Origin of the sequence: Paenibacillus glycanilyticus NBRC 16618, from assembly GCF_004000805.1 — a bacterium.
In the GTDB taxonomy this organism is placed as follows: domain Bacteria; phylum Bacillota; class Bacilli; order Paenibacillales; family Paenibacillaceae; genus Pristimantibacillus; species Pristimantibacillus glycanilyticus.
On record NZ_BILY01000005.1, the window covers coordinates 201,460 to 218,183 of the forward strand.

Consider the following 16,724-nt stretch of genomic DNA (forward strand, 5'->3'; position numbering starts at 1 on the left):
AGTTAATAGCATTCTTTAAAGTCTGAGAGGTAGATTATGACGTCATTAACGGAAGCTTATGTGGATAGCTTGGCTCCCAATGCGGGAGCGATGAAGAACGGCCGGGATCTGGTCAAAAAGAACAGCTTCCCGGTGCTCCGCAGAACGGAAGACGGGACCCTGCTGTTTGGGGAATGCAAAGGAAGCGGCAAGGAACCGTACCGCTGCTCGGTTGATTTTGTTCAGGCGGATAGTCCGGTGTCGCGCTGCTCTTGTCCAAGCCGGCAGTTCCCCTGCAAGCATACGCTTGGTTTAATGTATGCCTATGCGCTTGGTAAGCCGTTTGAACAAGCAGAGCTGCCTCCGGATATCGCGGAGAAACGGGGCAAAGCGGAAAAGCGGGAAGAGAAGAAGAAAGAAACCGAAGCATCAGTGGCAAGCGGTGCGGCACCAGCCAAACGCAAGGTTAACAAGTCGGCGCTGGCCAAAAAAATCAATGCACAGCTGGAAGGCCTTCAACTATTGGAGAAAATGGTGCTGCAAACCGTTCAAGGCGGACTCGGCAGCCTGAGCAAGAAGAATATCCAGCTCTTCGAGGATCAAGCGAAGGAACTGGGCAATTACTATATTCCCGGCGTTCAGGCGGAGTTGAGAGAGCTCATCCTGCTATTTGACGAGGAATCGAACCGTGATGCGGTTTATTCCAAGGCGATCGAGCAGCTGATCCGTATCCATTCGTTGGCGAAGAGGGGAAAAGCTTATCTGGAGCGGCGTTTAGCGGAACCGGATATGCCGTTAGACACGGAATCAACGCTTGAGGAACAGCTTGGCCACGCTTGGCAGTTAGCCGAACTGAAAGAGTATGGCTGCGTGCGGCAAGCATCCGAGCTGCTGCAGCTTTCCTTTTTGTCGTATACCGATCAGGCAAGAGGAGAGTACGTGGATGCCGGATGGTGGGCAGACCTGCAGGATGGGACGGTTCATGCCACCCGCAATCTCCGCCCGTTCCGTGCGGCCAAGCAGCTTAAAGAAGAGGATACCGTGCACGCCGTTGTGCAAACGGATGAGCTGTACCAGTATCCGGGTGAGATCAATGCCCGCGTAAGGTGGGATAAGGGAACGTTTCGCGAGGCTGCCGTTCAGGACTACAAAGCGGTAAAGGAAGCGGCGAACGGTTCATTCCCTGAGGTGATTAAACAAGTGAAGAACATCATTAAGAATCCTCTCGCTAACCGCAATCCGGTTGTGCTAATCGCCTACCATACCATCGAGAAGTCCGGAGAAGGCTACTTGTTCCGGGATAAGCAAGGCAAGCCGATTCCGATGACATCGGAAATGATCGCTACGCCTGCGCGACTCGAGACGATTGTCCCGTTATTGCAAGAAGAGGAGCTGCGGGACCAAGCTGCGCTGGTCATGTTCCGACATGACGTGGACAGCGGACGTCTGTCGGCGCAGCCGATGAGCATCATCACGGATAGCCGGATTATTCGGCTGTTGTACTAGAGGAGTGACTACCATGAGCGTTGATTTGTTGCTTGACCTTCAAGTTGAGGTGCGAAGATTGTTTATTGCCGGCAGCAGCCTGGCCGAGGGGGATATCCGGTTATCGAAGCTGCTTCCTTCCTTGCAGAAAGCCGGGGAAGCCGCCCCCGTATTCAAACGGTTGGCTGATACAACGGAGGCACTTATTCAAGCTCCTCGTGCCGAAAGCGCTTTGAAGCTGCTGGAGCTGGCCACACTGCTCAGCGCCGTCCTGCATACGCAGGGCAAAACCGATGTTGCGGGAGAGACGCAACCAGTGAGCAGCGCAGGACTGTCGCTTCCCACGGAGGTGACCTTCCGGAGATTGCATCCGCTGCTAGAGGCCTTAACGACGAAGGGCTCGGGCAGGCTGGAGCAGATCCGACAAGCTTACGAAGACCGGAGCTTCCTCGATCTTCGGGCATTGCCCGCTTTATGCAGCGCGCTGGACGATGTTTATTCCGAAATTCCGGAATTCATTCAGCTGAAAATACTGCCGGAGTTCGGGCAAGCGGCTGTCCCTTTGCTTCAGAGCCAGCTAAATCTGCAGGGCGGCAAAGGAGATGCGAGGCGTCTTCAGCTGCTTCATCTTCTGCAAGGCGAGTCCGCGCTGGAGCTCGTACAAGAAGCCGGCGCATCGGGCGCGCCTGAATTGAAAATTGCGGCTATCGAGCTGCTGAGCGGCTACGAAGGTCAAGAGGGCTTCCTGCTTGAGCAAAGCCGGGAAAAAAGAAAAGAAGTACGCGAAGCGGCTTATTACGCTCTGGCGCGGCTCGCATCCATTCCTTGCCAGGACCGCTTGTTTGAGGCTGTTGCATCCAAGGATGCGGAGCTTGTTATTTACCCGATCCGCAAATGTTCGGCGCTTACGCTTCATAAGCGAATCATCGCGCACGCGGAAGAACAGCTGGACCGTTATTCGGCAAGCGAAGGCAAGGCCAGAGAAGCTGCACTGCAGCAGCTCCATACAAATCTGCGCTGCTTGAACAGCCATGCGCATGAACTCGCCGAGATAGCCTTCCCCATGCTTGGCAGACTGATGGCGACCGATGAATTTATGACCGCCGACGCGGGCGTCGTGCAGGACACGGCGGCAGAGCTTCTGCTGGCGCTGGAATCGGAGCCCTCCGACCGGTTCGCGATTGGTCTGCATTCCGCCTATAAAGGCAAATTTATCGGATACAGCTTCCGCGCTGCCTTTAGGCAATTATCTCCGGCAGAGCTCTTCGACCGGTATGCGGATGCCATCAAGGGACGTTCAGCGTCCGCAAAGCTGCTGCAGCAAGCGATTCAGCAAATCGTTCACGAACAGCTGACAGGCAGTGACGAACGCGCCGAAACCGTTCCGGAAGAGGCTTGGGATCGCCGCTGGGTCAAAGCGCTCGCCGGTCAGGACTTGACGGATCTGGTCTGCGCATTTGCGCATCAGAATGACCGGGACGTGACGTCCTATCTTGTTTCGAAGCTGAAGGACGGCTCAAGAGTTAACGACTACCGTACGCAAAATGTACTGCTGACGTTATTCCGCGTTGGGTTCAAGGAAGCGCCCGAGCTCTTCATGGGGCTGCTTGAGAACAAAACCTCCCGCAGCTTCTATTACATAGACTGGCGGATGAAGCAGCTGTTTGCCTCGATGCCGAAGGCTTATGCGCCTCGTCTTCGCGCTTTTGCGGAAGCACTTGCGTACGAATCGGTTAAAAATGAATTGCTGGAGATTGTTGAGGCATTGGAAGCGATGCCAGACGATCAGGCAGGGGAGAGTGGAAAAGGAGTATGGCAATGGATCAAAAACAAAATGTATTAAGATTGCCGGCGGAGCAGCTGTATGCGCATGAGCTGGAAGCGCTGAAAGCGGCCGATAAAAATAACGAAAAGCCTGCTGGCTGGCAGCTTTCTCCCAAAGCGGTGCTTACCTTTATTACGGGCGGCCAGGCTGGCAAAACCACGATTACTCCGAAATACATCGGCAATAAACGTCTGGTCGAGATGGCGATTGCCACTCTTTTGACGGACCGGGCGCTGCTCTTGATCGGCGAGCCGGGAACGGCAAAATCCTGGCTGTCGGAAAATTTGACCGCTGCCATCCACGGAGATTCGTCCAAGGTTGTGCAGGGAACGGCAGGCACTAGCGAGGAGCATGTCCGTTATTCCTGGAACTATGCGCTTCTGCTTGCGCAGGGTCCGTCGGATCAAGCTCTGATCCGCAGCCCGATTCTTCGTGCCATGGAAGGCGGAGGAATCGCCCGCTTTGAAGAAATCTCCCGCTGCGCGTCCGAAGTGCAGGACGCTTTGATCTCTATCCTGTCGGAGAAGACAATAGCCATTCCCGAGCTTGGCAGGGAGGTGCCTGCTGAACGCGGCTTCTCCATTATTGCGACCGCAAATACAAGAGACCGGGGCGTAAACGAGATGTCGGCTGCCTTGAAGCGGCGCTTCAATATTTTGGTGCTGCCGGCACCTTCAAGCCTGGATACCGAGATCGATATCGTGCGACGCAGGGTAAGCGAAATATCCGCGAACTACGAGCTGCGCGCCTCGCAGCCGGACGACGAAGCGATTCGCAAGGTCGTGACGATTTTCCGCGAGCTCCGCAGCGGCCTGACGCTTGACGGCAAAGAGAAGGTAAAGTCGCCAAGCGGCGTAATCTCGACAGCCGAAGCGATCTCGTTGCTTACGGGCAGCATGGCGCTTGCCGGAAGCTTCGGCACCGGAGAACTGACCGACGAGGATATTGCAGCCGGGCTGCAAGGGGCTATCGTAAAGGATGACGCGAAGGATCAGCAGGTATGGAAGGAATATCTCGATAACGTGATGAAAAAACGGGGGGCGTCATGGCGAAGCCTGTACAACGCGTGCGCGGAGATGAACGGTTGAGCGGACCGCATTATTTCGGCATCAGGCACTTGTCGCCGGCAGGCTCCTATCATCTCCTCGCCCTGCTCGGGGAGGTGAAGCCGACCGCGGTATTAATCGAGGGTCCCAGCGACGCGGGTATTCTGGCCGAGCAATTGACCGCCCGCGGCGTAGTTCCGCCGGTGGCGATGCTTGCCTATACGGACCGTCTGCCCGTTCGTACGCTTCTGTACCCGTTCGCCGACTATTCCCCGGAATATCAGGCTCTGCTATGGGCTAGAAACCATAACTGCCATTCGGAATTTATCGATCTGCCGACGGAGGTATCCCTTGCCCTTGCCGACGCGAGAAGGGATACGGCACCGGATCTGTCAGACAGCAGCGTTCAGGAAGCCGAGACTCCTGCCGATCTCTATGGCAGAATTGCCGAGTTGTCCGGCGAACCGGATTACGAAGCGTATTGGGAGCGGCATTTCGAGCATCGTTTGCAGCCGGACAGCTACCGCAGCGCGATCCGAACGTATGCGGAGGAGATGAGGGAGCTAACGGACCGGGACGAACGGAAATTGACACCGCGCGGCTACGCCTATAATGAGATCCGGGAAGCCTTCATGCGCCGAAAAATTCTGGATACGATTAAAGCCGGTCATGAGCCGGATAAGATAGTAGTGGTCAGCGGCGCCCATCACACATCAGCCCTCACCTTGGATTTGCCTGCTATGACGGATGCCGAGCTCAAGAAGCTGCCCCGCGTACCGTCCAAGATGACGTTAATGCCTTATTCCTACTATAAATTATCCTCGCATTCCGGCTATGGGGCAGGGAATCAGGCCCCTGCCTATTATTCTCTGCTGTGGCAATGCATGAAGCAAGGGAAGATGAAGGAATTGCCGGCCTTGTATCTGTCCTCCGTCGCCATGCAAATGCGGGAGCTAGGAACATGGCGTTCGACGGCTTTGGTCATTGAGGCTGTGAGAATGGCAGATGCGCTGGCGTATATGCATGACGGCGTGCTGCCGACCTGGAAGGACTTGCGGGACGCGGCCACTGTCCTTTTTGGCTTTGGAGAATTGTCCTCTGTCGCAGAAGCGCTTGCGAGAGTGGACATCGGAACGGTAATCGGCAGCTTACCGGAAGGCGTAAGCCAGACACCCGTGCAGGATGATTTGAACCGCGAGCTCAAACGGCTGAAGCTGGATAAATACAAGACGCTTGTTGCCGCCGGCCTGGAACTGGATCTGAGGGAAAACAGGCGGGTGAAATCCGAGGAATCCGCCTTCCTTGATTTGAACCGATCGGTTTTCCTGCACCGGCTTGCCGTGCTGGGAATCCGTTTTGTCCGCAAGCAGCGGGTCAGTCAGGCGGACGCAACCTGGGCGGAGCATTGGGTGCTGCAATGGTCGCCGGAAGCCGAGATCGAGACGGTCGAATCTACCTTAAAAGGAGAAACGGTTGAGCTTGCAGCCGCTTACGTAATTCATGAAGAGCTGCTGGCTTGCACGAACATCGCCGAGGCAGCCAAGCTGATCCGCAAATCTTGCGAATGCGGGCTGCCGCAGGTGATGGGGCAGGCGACCGGCGCTTTGCAGCGGCTTGCCGTTGACGCCGGCAGCTTCGAGCAAATTGCCGAAACGGTGCAAGAGCTGTCCATCCTGCTGCAGTACGGCTCCATCCGCCGGATCGAGACGGAGACTTTGGTGCCCATAATGCAGCAGCTGTTCCTGCGAGGCACCCTGATGCTGCAGGATGCCGCCGGCTGCAATGACGACGCGGCGGCAGCGATGGTAACCGCTATTCAAGCGATGGATGCGGCGGCGGAAGAGCATTACCAGCTCGTGGACGGATCGCTTTGGATGAACAAGCTGAAGGAGCTTGCGGCCAGGGATGACCGCAACGCCAAGCTGTCCGGTTTCGCCTTTGCGATCGTGCTCGAGAAGAACGAAGCTGGCGAAGAGGATTGCGCGAGGGAGGTATCGCGCCGTCTGTCGCCGGGTATTCCGGCGGACATTGGTTCCGGCTGGTTCGAAGGCATGTCGATGCGCAACCGTTACGCATTATTGTCGAGAGATTATTTATGGCGTCAGCTGGATGAATACGTGAATTCGCTGGAGGAAGAGCCGTTCAAGCGCTCGCTTGTGTTTCTGCGGCGCGCATTCGGCGGCTTCGAACCGAGGGAGAAAGCGGCGATTGCCGAGCTGCTGGGCGATTTGTGGGGAAGCGGAGCGGAACCAACCGGCGAAGCCCTTCAACGTCCGCTTAACGAAGAAGAGAAGGAGCGGCTGGATGAACTTAACGATTTTGACTTTGGAGATATTTAGCTTATGACGACAATGGATCCGGAACAAGTCAGACGCTGGAGGCTTATATTGGGAGCTTCCGCCGAACAAAAGCTGCAGGGAGCAGGCGGTCCGCAAGGTAGACCTCTATTAAACGATGAGGATCTGCTGATGGATGAAGCCCTGGCGGCTATTTACGAAGGAGAAGGGACGGGGTCTGGAGCCGGGCTTAGCGGTCAGGGCAACGGCAATGCTTCCAAATCCCGATCTGCCGGATTGGGGGCATCGTCCCCCAGGTTAGCCAAATGGCTTGGCGATGTGCGGCATTTTTTCCCGCCGGATGTTGTGTCCGTCATTCAGGCCGATGCCGTAGAACGCAAGGGGCTTACCCAGCTGCTATTCGAACCGGAGTTGCTGTCCCAGGTTAAGCCCGATATCGGGATGGTCGCCACCTTAATGTCGCTTCGCGGCCAAATTCCGGAGCGCACGAAAGATACCGCGCGGACACTCGTGCGGGAAGTCGTGGACGATATCATGAAGCGCCTCGAGCAGGATCTTACCCGTGCGGTTACCGGCGCTTTGAACCGGAGGCAGCATTCTCCGCTGCCTTCCTTGAGCGGTCTTGACTGGGGGGCAACCATTCGCAAGAACCTGAAGCATTACGATCGAGAACGCGGGCTGCTTATCCCGGAGAAGGTCTACTTCTTCGACCGCGCGCGGAAAAGCAAGGAATGGACCGTCATTCTCGATATCGACCAGAGCGGCTCGATGGCCAATTCCGTCATCTATGCGTCGCTTGTTGGTTCCATCTTTGCGAGCATGCCTTCTCTGGAGACAAAGGTGGTTGCTTTTGATACCGAGGTGGTGGATTTAAGCGAGCAGTGTGCGAGCGATCCGGTGGATATGCTGTTCGGCATTCAGCTTGGCGGCGGGACCGATATCAATAAGTCGCTCCAATATTGCGAGCCGTTTATAACCGAACCGAAGAAGTCGATCTTTATTCTCGTCTCCGACTTGTATGAAGGCGGCAACCGGACCGAAATGATCCGGCGCTTGAAGGAGATGCATGAGTCCGGCGTAAAAACCGTCTGTCTGCTCGCCTTGTCGGATGACGGCGTACCGTCCTATGACGAATCGGTCGCGAAAAAGCTGGCGCAATACGGCATTCCTTGCTTTGGCTGCACGCCGGATAAACTGGCGGAGTTGATCGAAGGCGCTTTGAAGGGAATGGACCTGCAGCAGCTTGCCGACCGGATGGGGCAATCGGCAAAAGGAAAATAAAGATACGAAGAAAGAAAGCCTGCAGCTCGACTGCAGGCTTTTTCATGCCTATTCATATTAGTTTACATAATATTAATTACGGTAACTAAAGTTACGGCAGCGGAATTGCTCGCCGAAAGCTTTTCCAATTAATCGTATTCGTCAGCATAAGGGTTATGAAATAGAAGAGAGTGGAGACGACGATGGAGGCTACCATGCTCCATAACATCGGCCAGCCTTCGTAGGTGAAGAACGCCATGGACCAGCGGCCGAAGAGCGCCATGAGCACCATGCACAAGCCTACCTTAATGTAAGGCTCTACCGGCCAATAGAAGCCGATCGAGCTGGAGATGGAAAAGAAATTAAGCATCATCTGCAGAACCATGCCGATCCCGATGCCAAACGCAACTCCAACAATGCCGAATTGGCTGCCGAATACAAAGATGGAGACGGCTTTGAAGGCGGTGGAGATGATAAAGTTCCATAAGGCGGCGTTCGTCCGGCCAAGTCCCAGAAGAATGGCATGAAGCGGTGCGTCAAAATAATGGAAGAAGAACATCGGAGCCAGGATCTGCAGCAGCATTCCCGCATCGGGAGCCCCGTAAATGACGGATGTTAGCGGCGTTGCCCACTGAAATAAAATAACGGTTGCCGGAGCGCCGATCAAAAGGCCTACAATCATGGCTTGGTTCATCCGTTCGTGTATGAGCAAAGTGTTCTTGCTGACCGCCGCTTCGCTGATGGCAGGAACTAGCGCGGTTGAGAGAGAATTGGTTATAAAGCTGGGCATAAACAGCAAGGGAAATGTGTAACCAGCCAGCAAACCGAACTGTTTGGTCGCCATAGCCGTGCCGATACCGGCCATCGCAAGACTGGTTGTAATAAGCAGCGGTTGAAAGGCACTGTATAACGAGTGAATAACGCCTTGACCTGCCGTTGGCATTCCTAGGTTTAGCAGCTCGTTAAGCGTGCTTCTTCCGTGCTTGAGATGGTTTCTCCACGTTTCTCCCGCGGCTTTCCGCTCGCCGTAAAGCTTATAGCTGGCAGCGAGAAAGAGAAGACTGATCATCTCGCTAATGACGGAAGCGGCCATAGCGCCTGCCGCCGCATAAGCCACGCCATAAGGCAGAAGCAAGTGGACGAGCGCCAGTACGCAGGCGATTTGTACCGTATGCTCAAGGACATCGGATGCGGCAATCGCCTTCATCTGCTGCATGCCGCGGAAATAGCCTTTCAAGACGGCGGAGATCGCTACGATCGGAGCAATTGGCGTGATGGCGAGCATTGCTAGATAAGCTCGCTGGTCGCTTAACAGAATCGAAGAAATCCACTCCGAGAAAATAAGCGAGAAGGTCGTCAGCGATATACTGAGTACGGATGTGATCGCAAGAGAGACATTCAGTATCCGCCTGATCTTAGCGCGGTCGCCTTGCTCATTGGCTTCGGCGACCAGCTTGGAGATGGCAACGGGAAGTCCAAGCTCCGTAATCGTAATGACCAGCGGAACAAGCGGATGCGCCATCATAAGAAGACCAATGCCTTCCGCGCCAAGCGCGCGGGCGATGTACATGCCGCTGATAAAGCCGAGAATCCGGTTAATGAAAGCGGCGGCCGACAAGACTAACGTACCTTTTACGAATGATGATTTAGGATGTGCCATACTTTCCTCCTGAAAAAACGCTTGAATACTTAAGTGTATTCACCGTTTGAAAAAGCATGCGAACAAGCTGCTTGCATGGCGGGAGGCTTTTTCGGAAGGAGCCATAACATTGAATGAATTGGAAATCGCCATACAACTAAGAGAATCGGGACAATTAGAGGAATCCAGATCCATGCTGCTGGCGCTCACTGAACGATATCCCGCCAATCCGTCCGTCTGGTATCAATGCGCGTGGGTGCATGATTCGATGGGACTCGAGAGGGAAGCCGTTCCTTTTTATCAAAAATCAATAGAGCTTGGCCTTAGCGGAGAGGACCGGCAAGGCGCTTATTTGGGACTGGGAAGCACTTACCGGACATTGGGCATGTACGCCCAGGCGCGATCGATTTTCCGGGAAGCGATAGAAGAATATCCGGATAACCGGGAGTTCCAGGTCTTTTATGCCATGGTGCTTTATAACCTTGAGGAGCATAACGCGGCTATGGAAATCTTGCTGAAGCAACTAGCAGAGACAAGCGGAGACCAAGGTATACAATCCTATCGAAAAGCGTTACTGTTCTATGCGGATAAATTAGACCAGAGGTGGGATTAGGGAATACGCATTCGAATTGCCAGACGTGTCTTGACTTGGAGTTAACTCCAAGTGAGATAATAGGATCGACTAAAAGGAAAGCAGGGGATATGGATGGAATACGTGAAATTGGGGAATACAGGATTGGATGTTTCACGCCTTTGTCTTGGCTGCATGAGCTTTGGTGACGTAGAACGCTGGAATCATCCGTGGATTCTTGATGAGGAGAACAGCCGGCCGATTATTAAGAAAGCTTTGGATTTGGGAATCAATTTCTTTGATACGGCGAATGCTTATTCGACTGGTGCAAGCGAAGAAATTGTCGGTCGCGCCTTGAAGGATTACGCCAACCGGGATGAAGTCGTGATTGCATCGAAAGTATTCTTCCGCATGCAGCCGGGCCCGAACGGCGCGGGTCTATCACGTAAAGCGATTATGAACGAAATCGATAACAGCCTGAAGCGGTTGGGAACCGATTACGTGGACTTGTATCAGATTCACCGCTGGGACTACAATACGCCGATTGAAGAGACAATGGAAGCTTTGCATGACGTGGTGAAGGCAGGCAAAGCAAGATACATAGGAGCTTCCGCCATGTATGCCTGGCAGTTCCAGAAAGCTCTGCATGTTGCGGAGCGCAATGGCTGGACCCGCTTTGTCGCGATGCAGAATCATCTTAACCTCATGTACAGAGAGGAAGAACGCGAGATGATGCCGCTGCTTAAAGAGGAGAAGATTGGCGCAATTCCGTATAGTCCTCTTGCCTCCGGCCGATTGGTTCGCGACTGGGGTACCGTTACGCACCGTTCCGAAACCGATCAGGCTCAAAAAATGAAGTATGACGCATTCGCCGAGCAGGATCGCGTCATTGCCGAGCGGGTTGCGGAGATTGCGGAGCAACGCGGCGTTCCCCGCGTTCAGGTTGCCCTGGCATGGCTGCTGAAAAAGGAACAGGTAACGGCGCCGATTATCGGCGTAACAAGCATGGCTCAGCTCGAGGAAACGATCGGATCGATCGAGCTGACGTTAACGCCGGACGAGATTAAGTACCTGGAGGAACGGTATGTTCCTCACCGCGTTGTTGGCGCCTTATAAGTGTAAAGGAAAAAAGCTGGCTCCTTGTCGGAGCCAGCTTTTTTTGCGTGATTATTTTGCCGTTAATAGCTTTGCATTAGCCTGCGCATCAAAAACCGTGGTTTTTCCGTCCTCGGTAATAACGGCCGACTTGGCTTTTACCGTTTGACCATCCGCGGCGAAATCTTTATCGGAGAAATTGACGGTAACCTTTAATTGATCGCCGTATTCGGCGCTTTGCACTAACCGGTCATCGGACAATACGGAGTATTTCGTCATCTCTTGCATTATCGCCTTGCTGTGAAACGGAGACCATACCTTCAGGAAGCCGGTAATGCTGGCTTGCTGCTGCTTCCATGCCGCCTCATCCAAATGGTAAAGGGGAGGAGCGTTGTACAAGAGCTCATACAGCATCCGTTCCGCTTCGGCGCCTTTGATTTTGTAGCTGCCCCATTCCCAATGATTGGTTGTAATAATGGAATCGTTGTAGACCAGCTTGTAGAGAGGCAGAGAGTAGGTCGGATCCAGATACACTTTATCGTACAACGCTTTTACCGGCACGGCTTTGCCGTAGCGTTCCGGAATCCCCGACATGGCATAATAGCCGCCAACGTAATATTCGCTGTTTTTGTTATCGCGCATATCGGGATCTCCCCAGGCGATAATCGGACTTTCTATCCCTTGCGCGTAGGCGATGACGCCGCTGGCGTAATCGTTGCCGCCTTCGGAGCCAACGACCATCTGCTTGTCCTTCGCGTAATAGCTTAGCCTTTGAAGCCGTGCGTCCAGATCCTGCGACTGCGTCGTCAGATGGGCAGGGGAGTAATCGTCAAAAATTTCACCCGTCGCATCGCAGTCGACAAACCAGGAATTAAAGGCAATCCCTTCCTTAAGAATGCTATCGGCGCGCTGCTTGACACTTGGCAAGGCTAATGTAGGATTAAGCTTACGACCCCGGTTAAGGAAACCGGCTACCTTCGAGCCGTCTTTCCGGGTAATGGTAGCTTCCTCATAAAGAGTTGAATCCGGGAAGGAAGCCGTATTCCAGGATGGATCCGGCTTCTCTTGAATGGAATGGTAGGAATCATAAGGGGCGATAAGATAACCGTCACTCGCCGCTTCGTTCACCATAGCCGGATTAATCAAGCCATCCGCCCAATTCGATAGACCAATCCAGGCTTTATCGATACCGGCGTCATGCATGGCTTTAATCAAGTCAGTCGAGCCGGCTTGTCCCCAATCTTTCAAATCGGCTGCCGCTTCACCTAAGCTGTCTTTTAACAGCAGCTTGTTAAGCTCATACAGCTTTTGCTCGCTTAGGCTGGACACGCCTTGTTGAATAAGGGCGGTCGCTTCTGTGCCCGTATCAGGGAACATCTCGGCAGAATAGAAGTCTTTCATTCGGACAGCCTGATTAAGCGCGCTTAACACAACCTTTTTCTGATAATTATCCATATAGTCCTGATCGGAAAGCTGCTTAAGCGTATCGGCGAGCTCGCTGCTGCCGTCCGCGGTTTCATCCATCAGATGCTTAAGCCATGCGCCTAGCTTGCCATTCAGCACGGTTTTCATTTTCGGCCAATTCACGTTCTCGACGGTCAAAATAGTTGGACTCCACAAGTAGATTTGCGGCGCCCCGTAAAGCTTTCGGATATTCGGATTTCCATCGGCCTTCTGTTCCAGGGTAACGAAATTTCCGCTCTCGATTACTTTGTTTTTATAGGGCTGAACGATCTGCTGAGGATCATTTCCCGTTACATAAAGGCGGAAGCCGTAGCTTTTGTCCGGATTAATCGCAGGAAAGTCATGCGAGAATTGCATTTGCACCGAAGGTTCCGTGTCGAAGTGAACCTCGTCGTTAAATTTGTTGTTGACCAGATACACCATCGAGAACGACTTATGGTTTAAAGCGAAGAAATCCATCGAGAACGACTCGCTGAACGTGTAAGTCTGATCGCGAAGAAAAGTCTTCCAATCCTTGTCATCCGCGGGAATTCGCTTGCCTTCGCCAAGCGGCAGCATGTAGCTGTCCGCTTGAACAATCGGCCACTCGAAGGACTCCGCGCCGACGGATTCCAGCTGAATATCGAGATAATGATCCTTCTTGGTAATCGAGATGTTCATCCTGCCGGGATAGGTCCAGGATACCGAGTTGTCCTTCTTGACCAGATTCGTTACCTTCGACTTTGGCAGCGGCAGAGATGCTTGTTCTCTCACTCCGTCTTTGATAATGGTAAGCGCGAAGGTATCGGGGTCTACCTCGAACTCAAAGGGCTCGCCACCGGGAAGCGGTGTTTTCTGAAGGGGAACGAGGGTCCCTGTTTCTTCCGGCGGGGTCTGGTTGCTGCTGCTGTTGGCGCATCCGGCTAACAACACGGTTAATAGAGTAGCGGTGACCATCCACGTCAATTTTGATTTCATGCTTTGTTCCTCCATTTCTCATTTGCGAAATCGAGGTTAGTCTAAGGGACGAATGTTACAGCAATGTGCCAAATGCGAGGCGGTTCGTCACATTCGCGTCACCTGATTTTTATATAGTAGAAAACAAAGCCGATGAATGGGCAAGACTGATATCTGGAGAGTGGGTGACGTATGAACTTGCTGCTGGCCGATGACGAGCCGATGATGCTGCAAATTTTAGAAAGCTATTTTATGAAAGAAGGATTTAACGTGCTGACGGCCGGGGATGGCGAAGAAGCACTGGAGTTGTTTTACGAGCATCGGGTGGATATTGCCGTGTTGGACTGGATGATGCCGAAGGTGAACGGGGTAGAGGTATGCAAGGAGATCAAGAGGGTCAGCCGGACGAAGGTACTGCTCCTCACGGCGAAAGGCGAACCGGAAGACGAGCTCTATGCTCTAAATGCCGGTGCGGACGACTATGTGCGCAAGCCATTTGATCCCCGAGTGTTAATCGCCCGTGCTTGTAAATTGTTGAACTGGGATTCTCAGCTGCGTTCAGGCGATTTGGTGGTGGATATGGAAGCTCAGAAAATATATCGTGACGGCAACGATGTGCAGGCAACCTCGAAGGAGTTCCAGTTAATGAAGTACCTCATTCAGAACAAAGGTCAGATCGTCCCCCGGAAAATGCTGTTGGATCAGGTATGGGGATTCGACTATTACGGGGATGACCGGACGGTGGATACCCATATCCGCAGGCTGCGGGAGAAGATCGGGGAGAACCGGATCAAGACGTTCCGGGGTTTAGGGTATAGTCTAGAGGAGCATCCGGATGAGTAAGCTTGGCTATAAGCTGATTACCCGTATCACGCTGGCGCTGCTGGCGGTATTTATTTTGACTTTTGCGATGAATACTTATTTTCTGCCGAAATATTTTTTATATCAGAAGAAAGAGAAGCTGGCATCCTTGACGGCCGAGCTGTCCAGTGTGCCGGCTGATGCGCTCGACTCGATAATCCCGAAGCTGGAGCAGGCGAGAGACGTGACGATCGTCTATACAAGCTTGGCTCAGAACACGGATGACCTAAACGACCGGATTCTGCGGCAGTTGAACCTGAAGGGAATTACGTTAAGCAAATTCTGGTTAAGCGAAGAAAATATCGCTTTGCTGCGGGCGGGCAGCCGGGTTAACAAGCTCTATGATCAAGCTAAGCTGAAATCCAGCTTTCTGGTTAATTTCCTGCCTTCCGGCGGCAACGTGCTGGCGGTAGGAGAGTCGATCTCCTATTCGAAGGAGACCATTGGGATCGTGAACCGGTTTAACCTGTATATTTGGGCGAGTATGCTGCTGCTGTTGATCGTCCTGTCAGCCTTGTATACGGCAAGGATCGTGAAACCGCTGGCGAAGCTGAACGATACGGCTAAATCCATTGCCGATTTATCCTTCACTCATGCGGATATCCGGACAGGGGATGAGATCGAGTCTTTGGCCGGCAGCATCAACCGGATGAGCGATAAGCTGAAAGCTTCGCAGCAGTCGCTGGAGGCAAGAAACGCGAATCTGCGGACGTTTATAGCCGATATCTCGCATGAGCTGAAAACTCCGTTGTCCTTGATTCAAGCCTATGCGGCGGGTATTCAGGACGGGCTTGACGATGGTACATACGCCGAAGTCATCGGGCGCCAAACGAAGCATATGGCAGGGATGATCGATCAGCTGCTCGAGCTGTCCAGGCTTCAGACGGAAATTTACGAGCTTATGCCAACGGATTTCCACCGGCTGCTGACAACAACGATTGATGATTATCGCGCAGCCTTTCGTCATAAGAATATGGAGCTGATCGTGGACGACAAGCTTCCCGAGGAAGCTTGGGTCATGGCGGACAGCCGCAAGCTCGAATCCGTTCTGCGCAATCTGCTCTCCAATGCATTGAAATATGCCGAGGGGAAGTGGGTCCGCGTTGCCGCGGAAGTCCAATCGTCCGCCGTTCATTTCAGCATTTTGAATGAAGCGGATACAAGCGATGAAGCGAAGTGGGGGCAGGTATGGGAGCCATTCTTCGTCTTGGAAGAATCCCGCAGCAAACAATTGAGCGGCACAGGACTTGGTCTGTCCATCACCGCATCCATACTGCAGAAGCATCATGCCAATTACGGACATGCGGCGCAGGATGGAACGGTGGAGTTTTATTTTTCATTGGGTGTGATGGACTTATAAATCTCCCCCGTGTAAGCAGATATAGCTTCGTCATAATCCGGGTAGGGGTAACCGAGAGCAGCAGCTACGGACATCGAGTATTTGCGAAATAACGCATAACATGTAAATAAAGAATTCCACATATCCGGATAGCTGCTTTGAGAATAAGTTGTAAGGAGAGCTAACCAGTCATCTGCCGGGAGATACCGGTTAATGAACTTGTAGTTTTTCCCTGCGCTAAACGTATAGCCACGTTCAAAGCCAATCTGCCAGGCCATCATTCTGAGCAGATTAGGCCGAGCAATCTCATGAAGATGATCGGCGGCAAATAAGATTTCCCTTCGCGCCAGCCCTTTTACGATGTAAGTGGAGACCATCCAAAATTCATTGCAGCAATCGTCAAATTCCCTTGCCGTCGGCCGTTTAATCCAATATTGCTGGTCTGTTGCAATGACATCGGCTCCGATGCGTTTATCCTTATCGAGCAGTACCTCGACCAAGCCATCGCTTTTGGCAAAATACTCGTCCAATTCTTCAAGGGGAATCAAAGTGAGGTCTAGCTTATTCCCATCCTCAAATAGAATGAGATAAGAGAACCAATTGCCAAGCTCCGACGGGAATAATTCCATGTCTTCGGGCTTTTGCATTAGAAGGCGTTTGCCGAAGGTATCCAGCCATTGGTCATTCTCCTTAAACGCATCCATGTCCGTTACAAAGAAGGAAATATCATAATCTTGAAACAAATCAGGGGGAATGTTCTTGTTCGTTCGGGAGCCTTCCAGCGTAGCTGCCCGGATCGTTTCATGATTTTTTGCAAAATCCAAAAGCATCCGCCTCATATCCTGTTCACTTCTCATCCGTCTATCTTCCTTTCTTCAAGGGTTATCGCATAAAATAATAATGACTGGGAAACTCGGGAAAAGGGTG

General features: G+C 52.9%; 12 protein-coding genes. 9 read left to right on the forward strand and 3 right to left on the reverse strand.

Annotated elements, in window-relative coordinates:
• The first annotated feature begins 36 nt into the window (after nucleotides 1–36).
• Genes PGL01S_RS05610 through PGL01S_RS05630 form a run of 5 tightly spaced genes read left to right on the forward strand, consistent with a single transcriptional unit; the run spans nucleotide 37 to nucleotide 7,913 of the window.
• The gene (locus PGL01S_RS05610) at nucleotides 37–1,485 is read left to right on the forward strand and encodes an SWIM zinc finger family protein (protein WP_127492287.1); all 1,449 of its coding nucleotides are present in this window, start codon (nucleotides 37–39) and stop codon (nucleotides 1,483–1,485) included.
• 13 nt (nucleotides 1,486–1,498) lie between these two features.
• Nucleotides 1,499–3,307, forward strand: a complete 1,809-nt coding sequence (locus tag PGL01S_RS05615; RefSeq protein ID WP_127492289.1) for a hypothetical protein — start codon at nucleotides 1,499–1,501, stop codon at nucleotides 3,305–3,307.
• Nucleotides 3,283–4,377 carry an ATP-binding protein gene (locus PGL01S_RS05620; RefSeq protein ID WP_127492291.1) on the forward strand — a complete coding sequence of 365 codons (1,095 nt, stop codon included), beginning with the start codon at nucleotides 3,283–3,285 and terminating at the stop codon, nucleotides 4,375–4,377. Before PGL01S_RS05615 ends, PGL01S_RS05620 begins: the two co-directional genes overlap by 25 nt.
• Complete coding sequence (locus PGL01S_RS05625; RefSeq protein ID WP_127492294.1) at nucleotides 4,335–6,674, forward strand: DUF5682 family protein; 2,340 nt, start codon at nucleotides 4,335–4,337, stop codon at nucleotides 6,672–6,674. Before PGL01S_RS05620 ends, PGL01S_RS05625 begins: the two co-directional genes overlap by 43 nt.
• Before the next feature lie 3 nt (nucleotides 6,675–6,677).
• Nucleotides 6,678–7,913, forward strand: coding sequence for a VWA domain-containing protein (locus PGL01S_RS05630; protein WP_127492296.1), 1,236 nt, complete (start codon nucleotides 6,678–6,680; stop codon nucleotides 7,911–7,913).
• A 91-nt stretch (nucleotides 7,914–8,004) separates the two neighbouring features.
• Here the strand turns inward: PGL01S_RS05630 and spoVB are convergent, their stop codons facing one another.
• Nucleotides 8,005–9,552 carry a stage V sporulation protein B gene (gene spoVB / locus PGL01S_RS05635; protein WP_127492298.1) on the reverse strand — a complete coding sequence of 516 codons (1,548 nt, stop codon included), beginning with the start codon at nucleotides 9,550–9,552 and terminating at the stop codon, nucleotides 8,005–8,007.
• Nucleotides 9,553–9,661: 109 nt separating this feature from the next.
• Between spoVB and PGL01S_RS05640 the strand changes: the two genes are divergently transcribed.
• Nucleotides 9,662–10,144: a tetratricopeptide repeat protein gene (locus tag PGL01S_RS05640; RefSeq protein WP_127492300.1), complete on the forward strand. Its 483-nt coding sequence runs from the start codon at nucleotides 9,662–9,664 to the stop codon at nucleotides 10,142–10,144.
• Between the two features lie 93 nt (nucleotides 10,145–10,237).
• Nucleotides 10,238–11,218, forward strand: coding sequence for an aldo/keto reductase (locus PGL01S_RS05645; RefSeq protein WP_127492302.1), 981 nt, complete (start codon nucleotides 10,238–10,240; stop codon nucleotides 11,216–11,218).
• A gap of 51 nt (nucleotides 11,219–11,269) precedes the next feature.
• Here PGL01S_RS05645 and PGL01S_RS05650 read toward each other — a convergent pair whose 3' ends face one another.
• The gene (locus PGL01S_RS05650; protein ID WP_127492304.1) at nucleotides 11,270–13,618 is read right to left on the reverse strand and encodes a glycoside hydrolase; all 2,349 of its coding nucleotides are present in this window, start codon (nucleotides 13,616–13,618) and stop codon (nucleotides 11,270–11,272) included.
• 171 nt (nucleotides 13,619–13,789) lie between these two features.
• On the opposite strand from PGL01S_RS05650, the gene PGL01S_RS05655 reads away from it, so the two are divergent.
• Nucleotides 13,790–14,440 (forward strand): response regulator transcription factor, encoded by a 651-nt coding sequence (locus tag PGL01S_RS05655; RefSeq protein ID WP_127492306.1) that lies wholly within the window; start codon nucleotides 13,790–13,792, stop codon nucleotides 14,438–14,440.
• Nucleotides 14,433–15,818: a sensor histidine kinase gene (locus tag PGL01S_RS05660; RefSeq protein ID WP_127492308.1), complete on the forward strand. Its 1,386-nt coding sequence runs from the start codon at nucleotides 14,433–14,435 to the stop codon at nucleotides 15,816–15,818. The genes PGL01S_RS05655 and PGL01S_RS05660 overlap by 8 nt, the downstream gene beginning before the upstream one ends.
• Here the strand turns inward: PGL01S_RS05660 and ant(6) are convergent.
• Nucleotides 15,788–16,654: an aminoglycoside 6-adenylyltransferase gene (gene ant(6) / locus PGL01S_RS05665; protein ID WP_127492310.1), complete on the reverse strand. Its 867-nt coding sequence runs from the start codon at nucleotides 16,652–16,654 to the stop codon at nucleotides 15,788–15,790. The two genes, PGL01S_RS05660 and ant(6), sit on opposite strands and share 31 nt — an antisense overlap.
• Nucleotides 16,655–16,724 lie beyond the last annotated feature (70 nt).

Coding starts and splice junctions, on each gene's coding strand:
- PGL01S_RS05610 (WP_127492287.1), top strand. CDS start 37: ATGACGTCATTAACGGAAGCTTATGTGGATAGCTTGGCTCCCAATGCG.
- PGL01S_RS05615 (WP_127492289.1), top strand. CDS start 1,499: ATGAGCGTTGATTTGTTGCTTGACCTTCAAGTTGAGGTGCGAAGATTG.
- PGL01S_RS05660 (WP_127492308.1), top strand. CDS start 14,433: ATGAGTAAGCTTGGCTATAAGCTGATTACCCGTATCACGCTGGCGCTG.
- PGL01S_RS05650 (WP_127492304.1), bottom strand. CDS start 13,618: ATGAAATCAAAATTGACGTGGATGGTCACCGCTACTCTATTAACCGTG.
- PGL01S_RS05630 (WP_127492296.1), top strand. CDS start 6,678: ATGACGACAATGGATCCGGAACAAGTCAGACGCTGGAGGCTTATATTG.
- PGL01S_RS05625 (WP_127492294.1), top strand. CDS start 4,335: ATGGCGAAGCCTGTACAACGCGTGCGCGGAGATGAACGGTTGAGCGGA.
- PGL01S_RS05645 (WP_127492302.1), top strand. CDS start 10,238: ATGGAATACGTGAAATTGGGGAATACAGGATTGGATGTTTCACGCCTT.
- PGL01S_RS05620 (WP_127492291.1), top strand. CDS start 3,283: ATGGATCAAAAACAAAATGTATTAAGATTGCCGGCGGAGCAGCTGTAT.
- PGL01S_RS05655 (WP_127492306.1), top strand. CDS start 13,790: ATGAACTTGCTGCTGGCCGATGACGAGCCGATGATGCTGCAAATTTTA.
- spoVB (WP_127492298.1), bottom strand. CDS start 9,552: ATGGCACATCCTAAATCATCATTCGTAAAAGGTACGTTAGTCTTGTCG.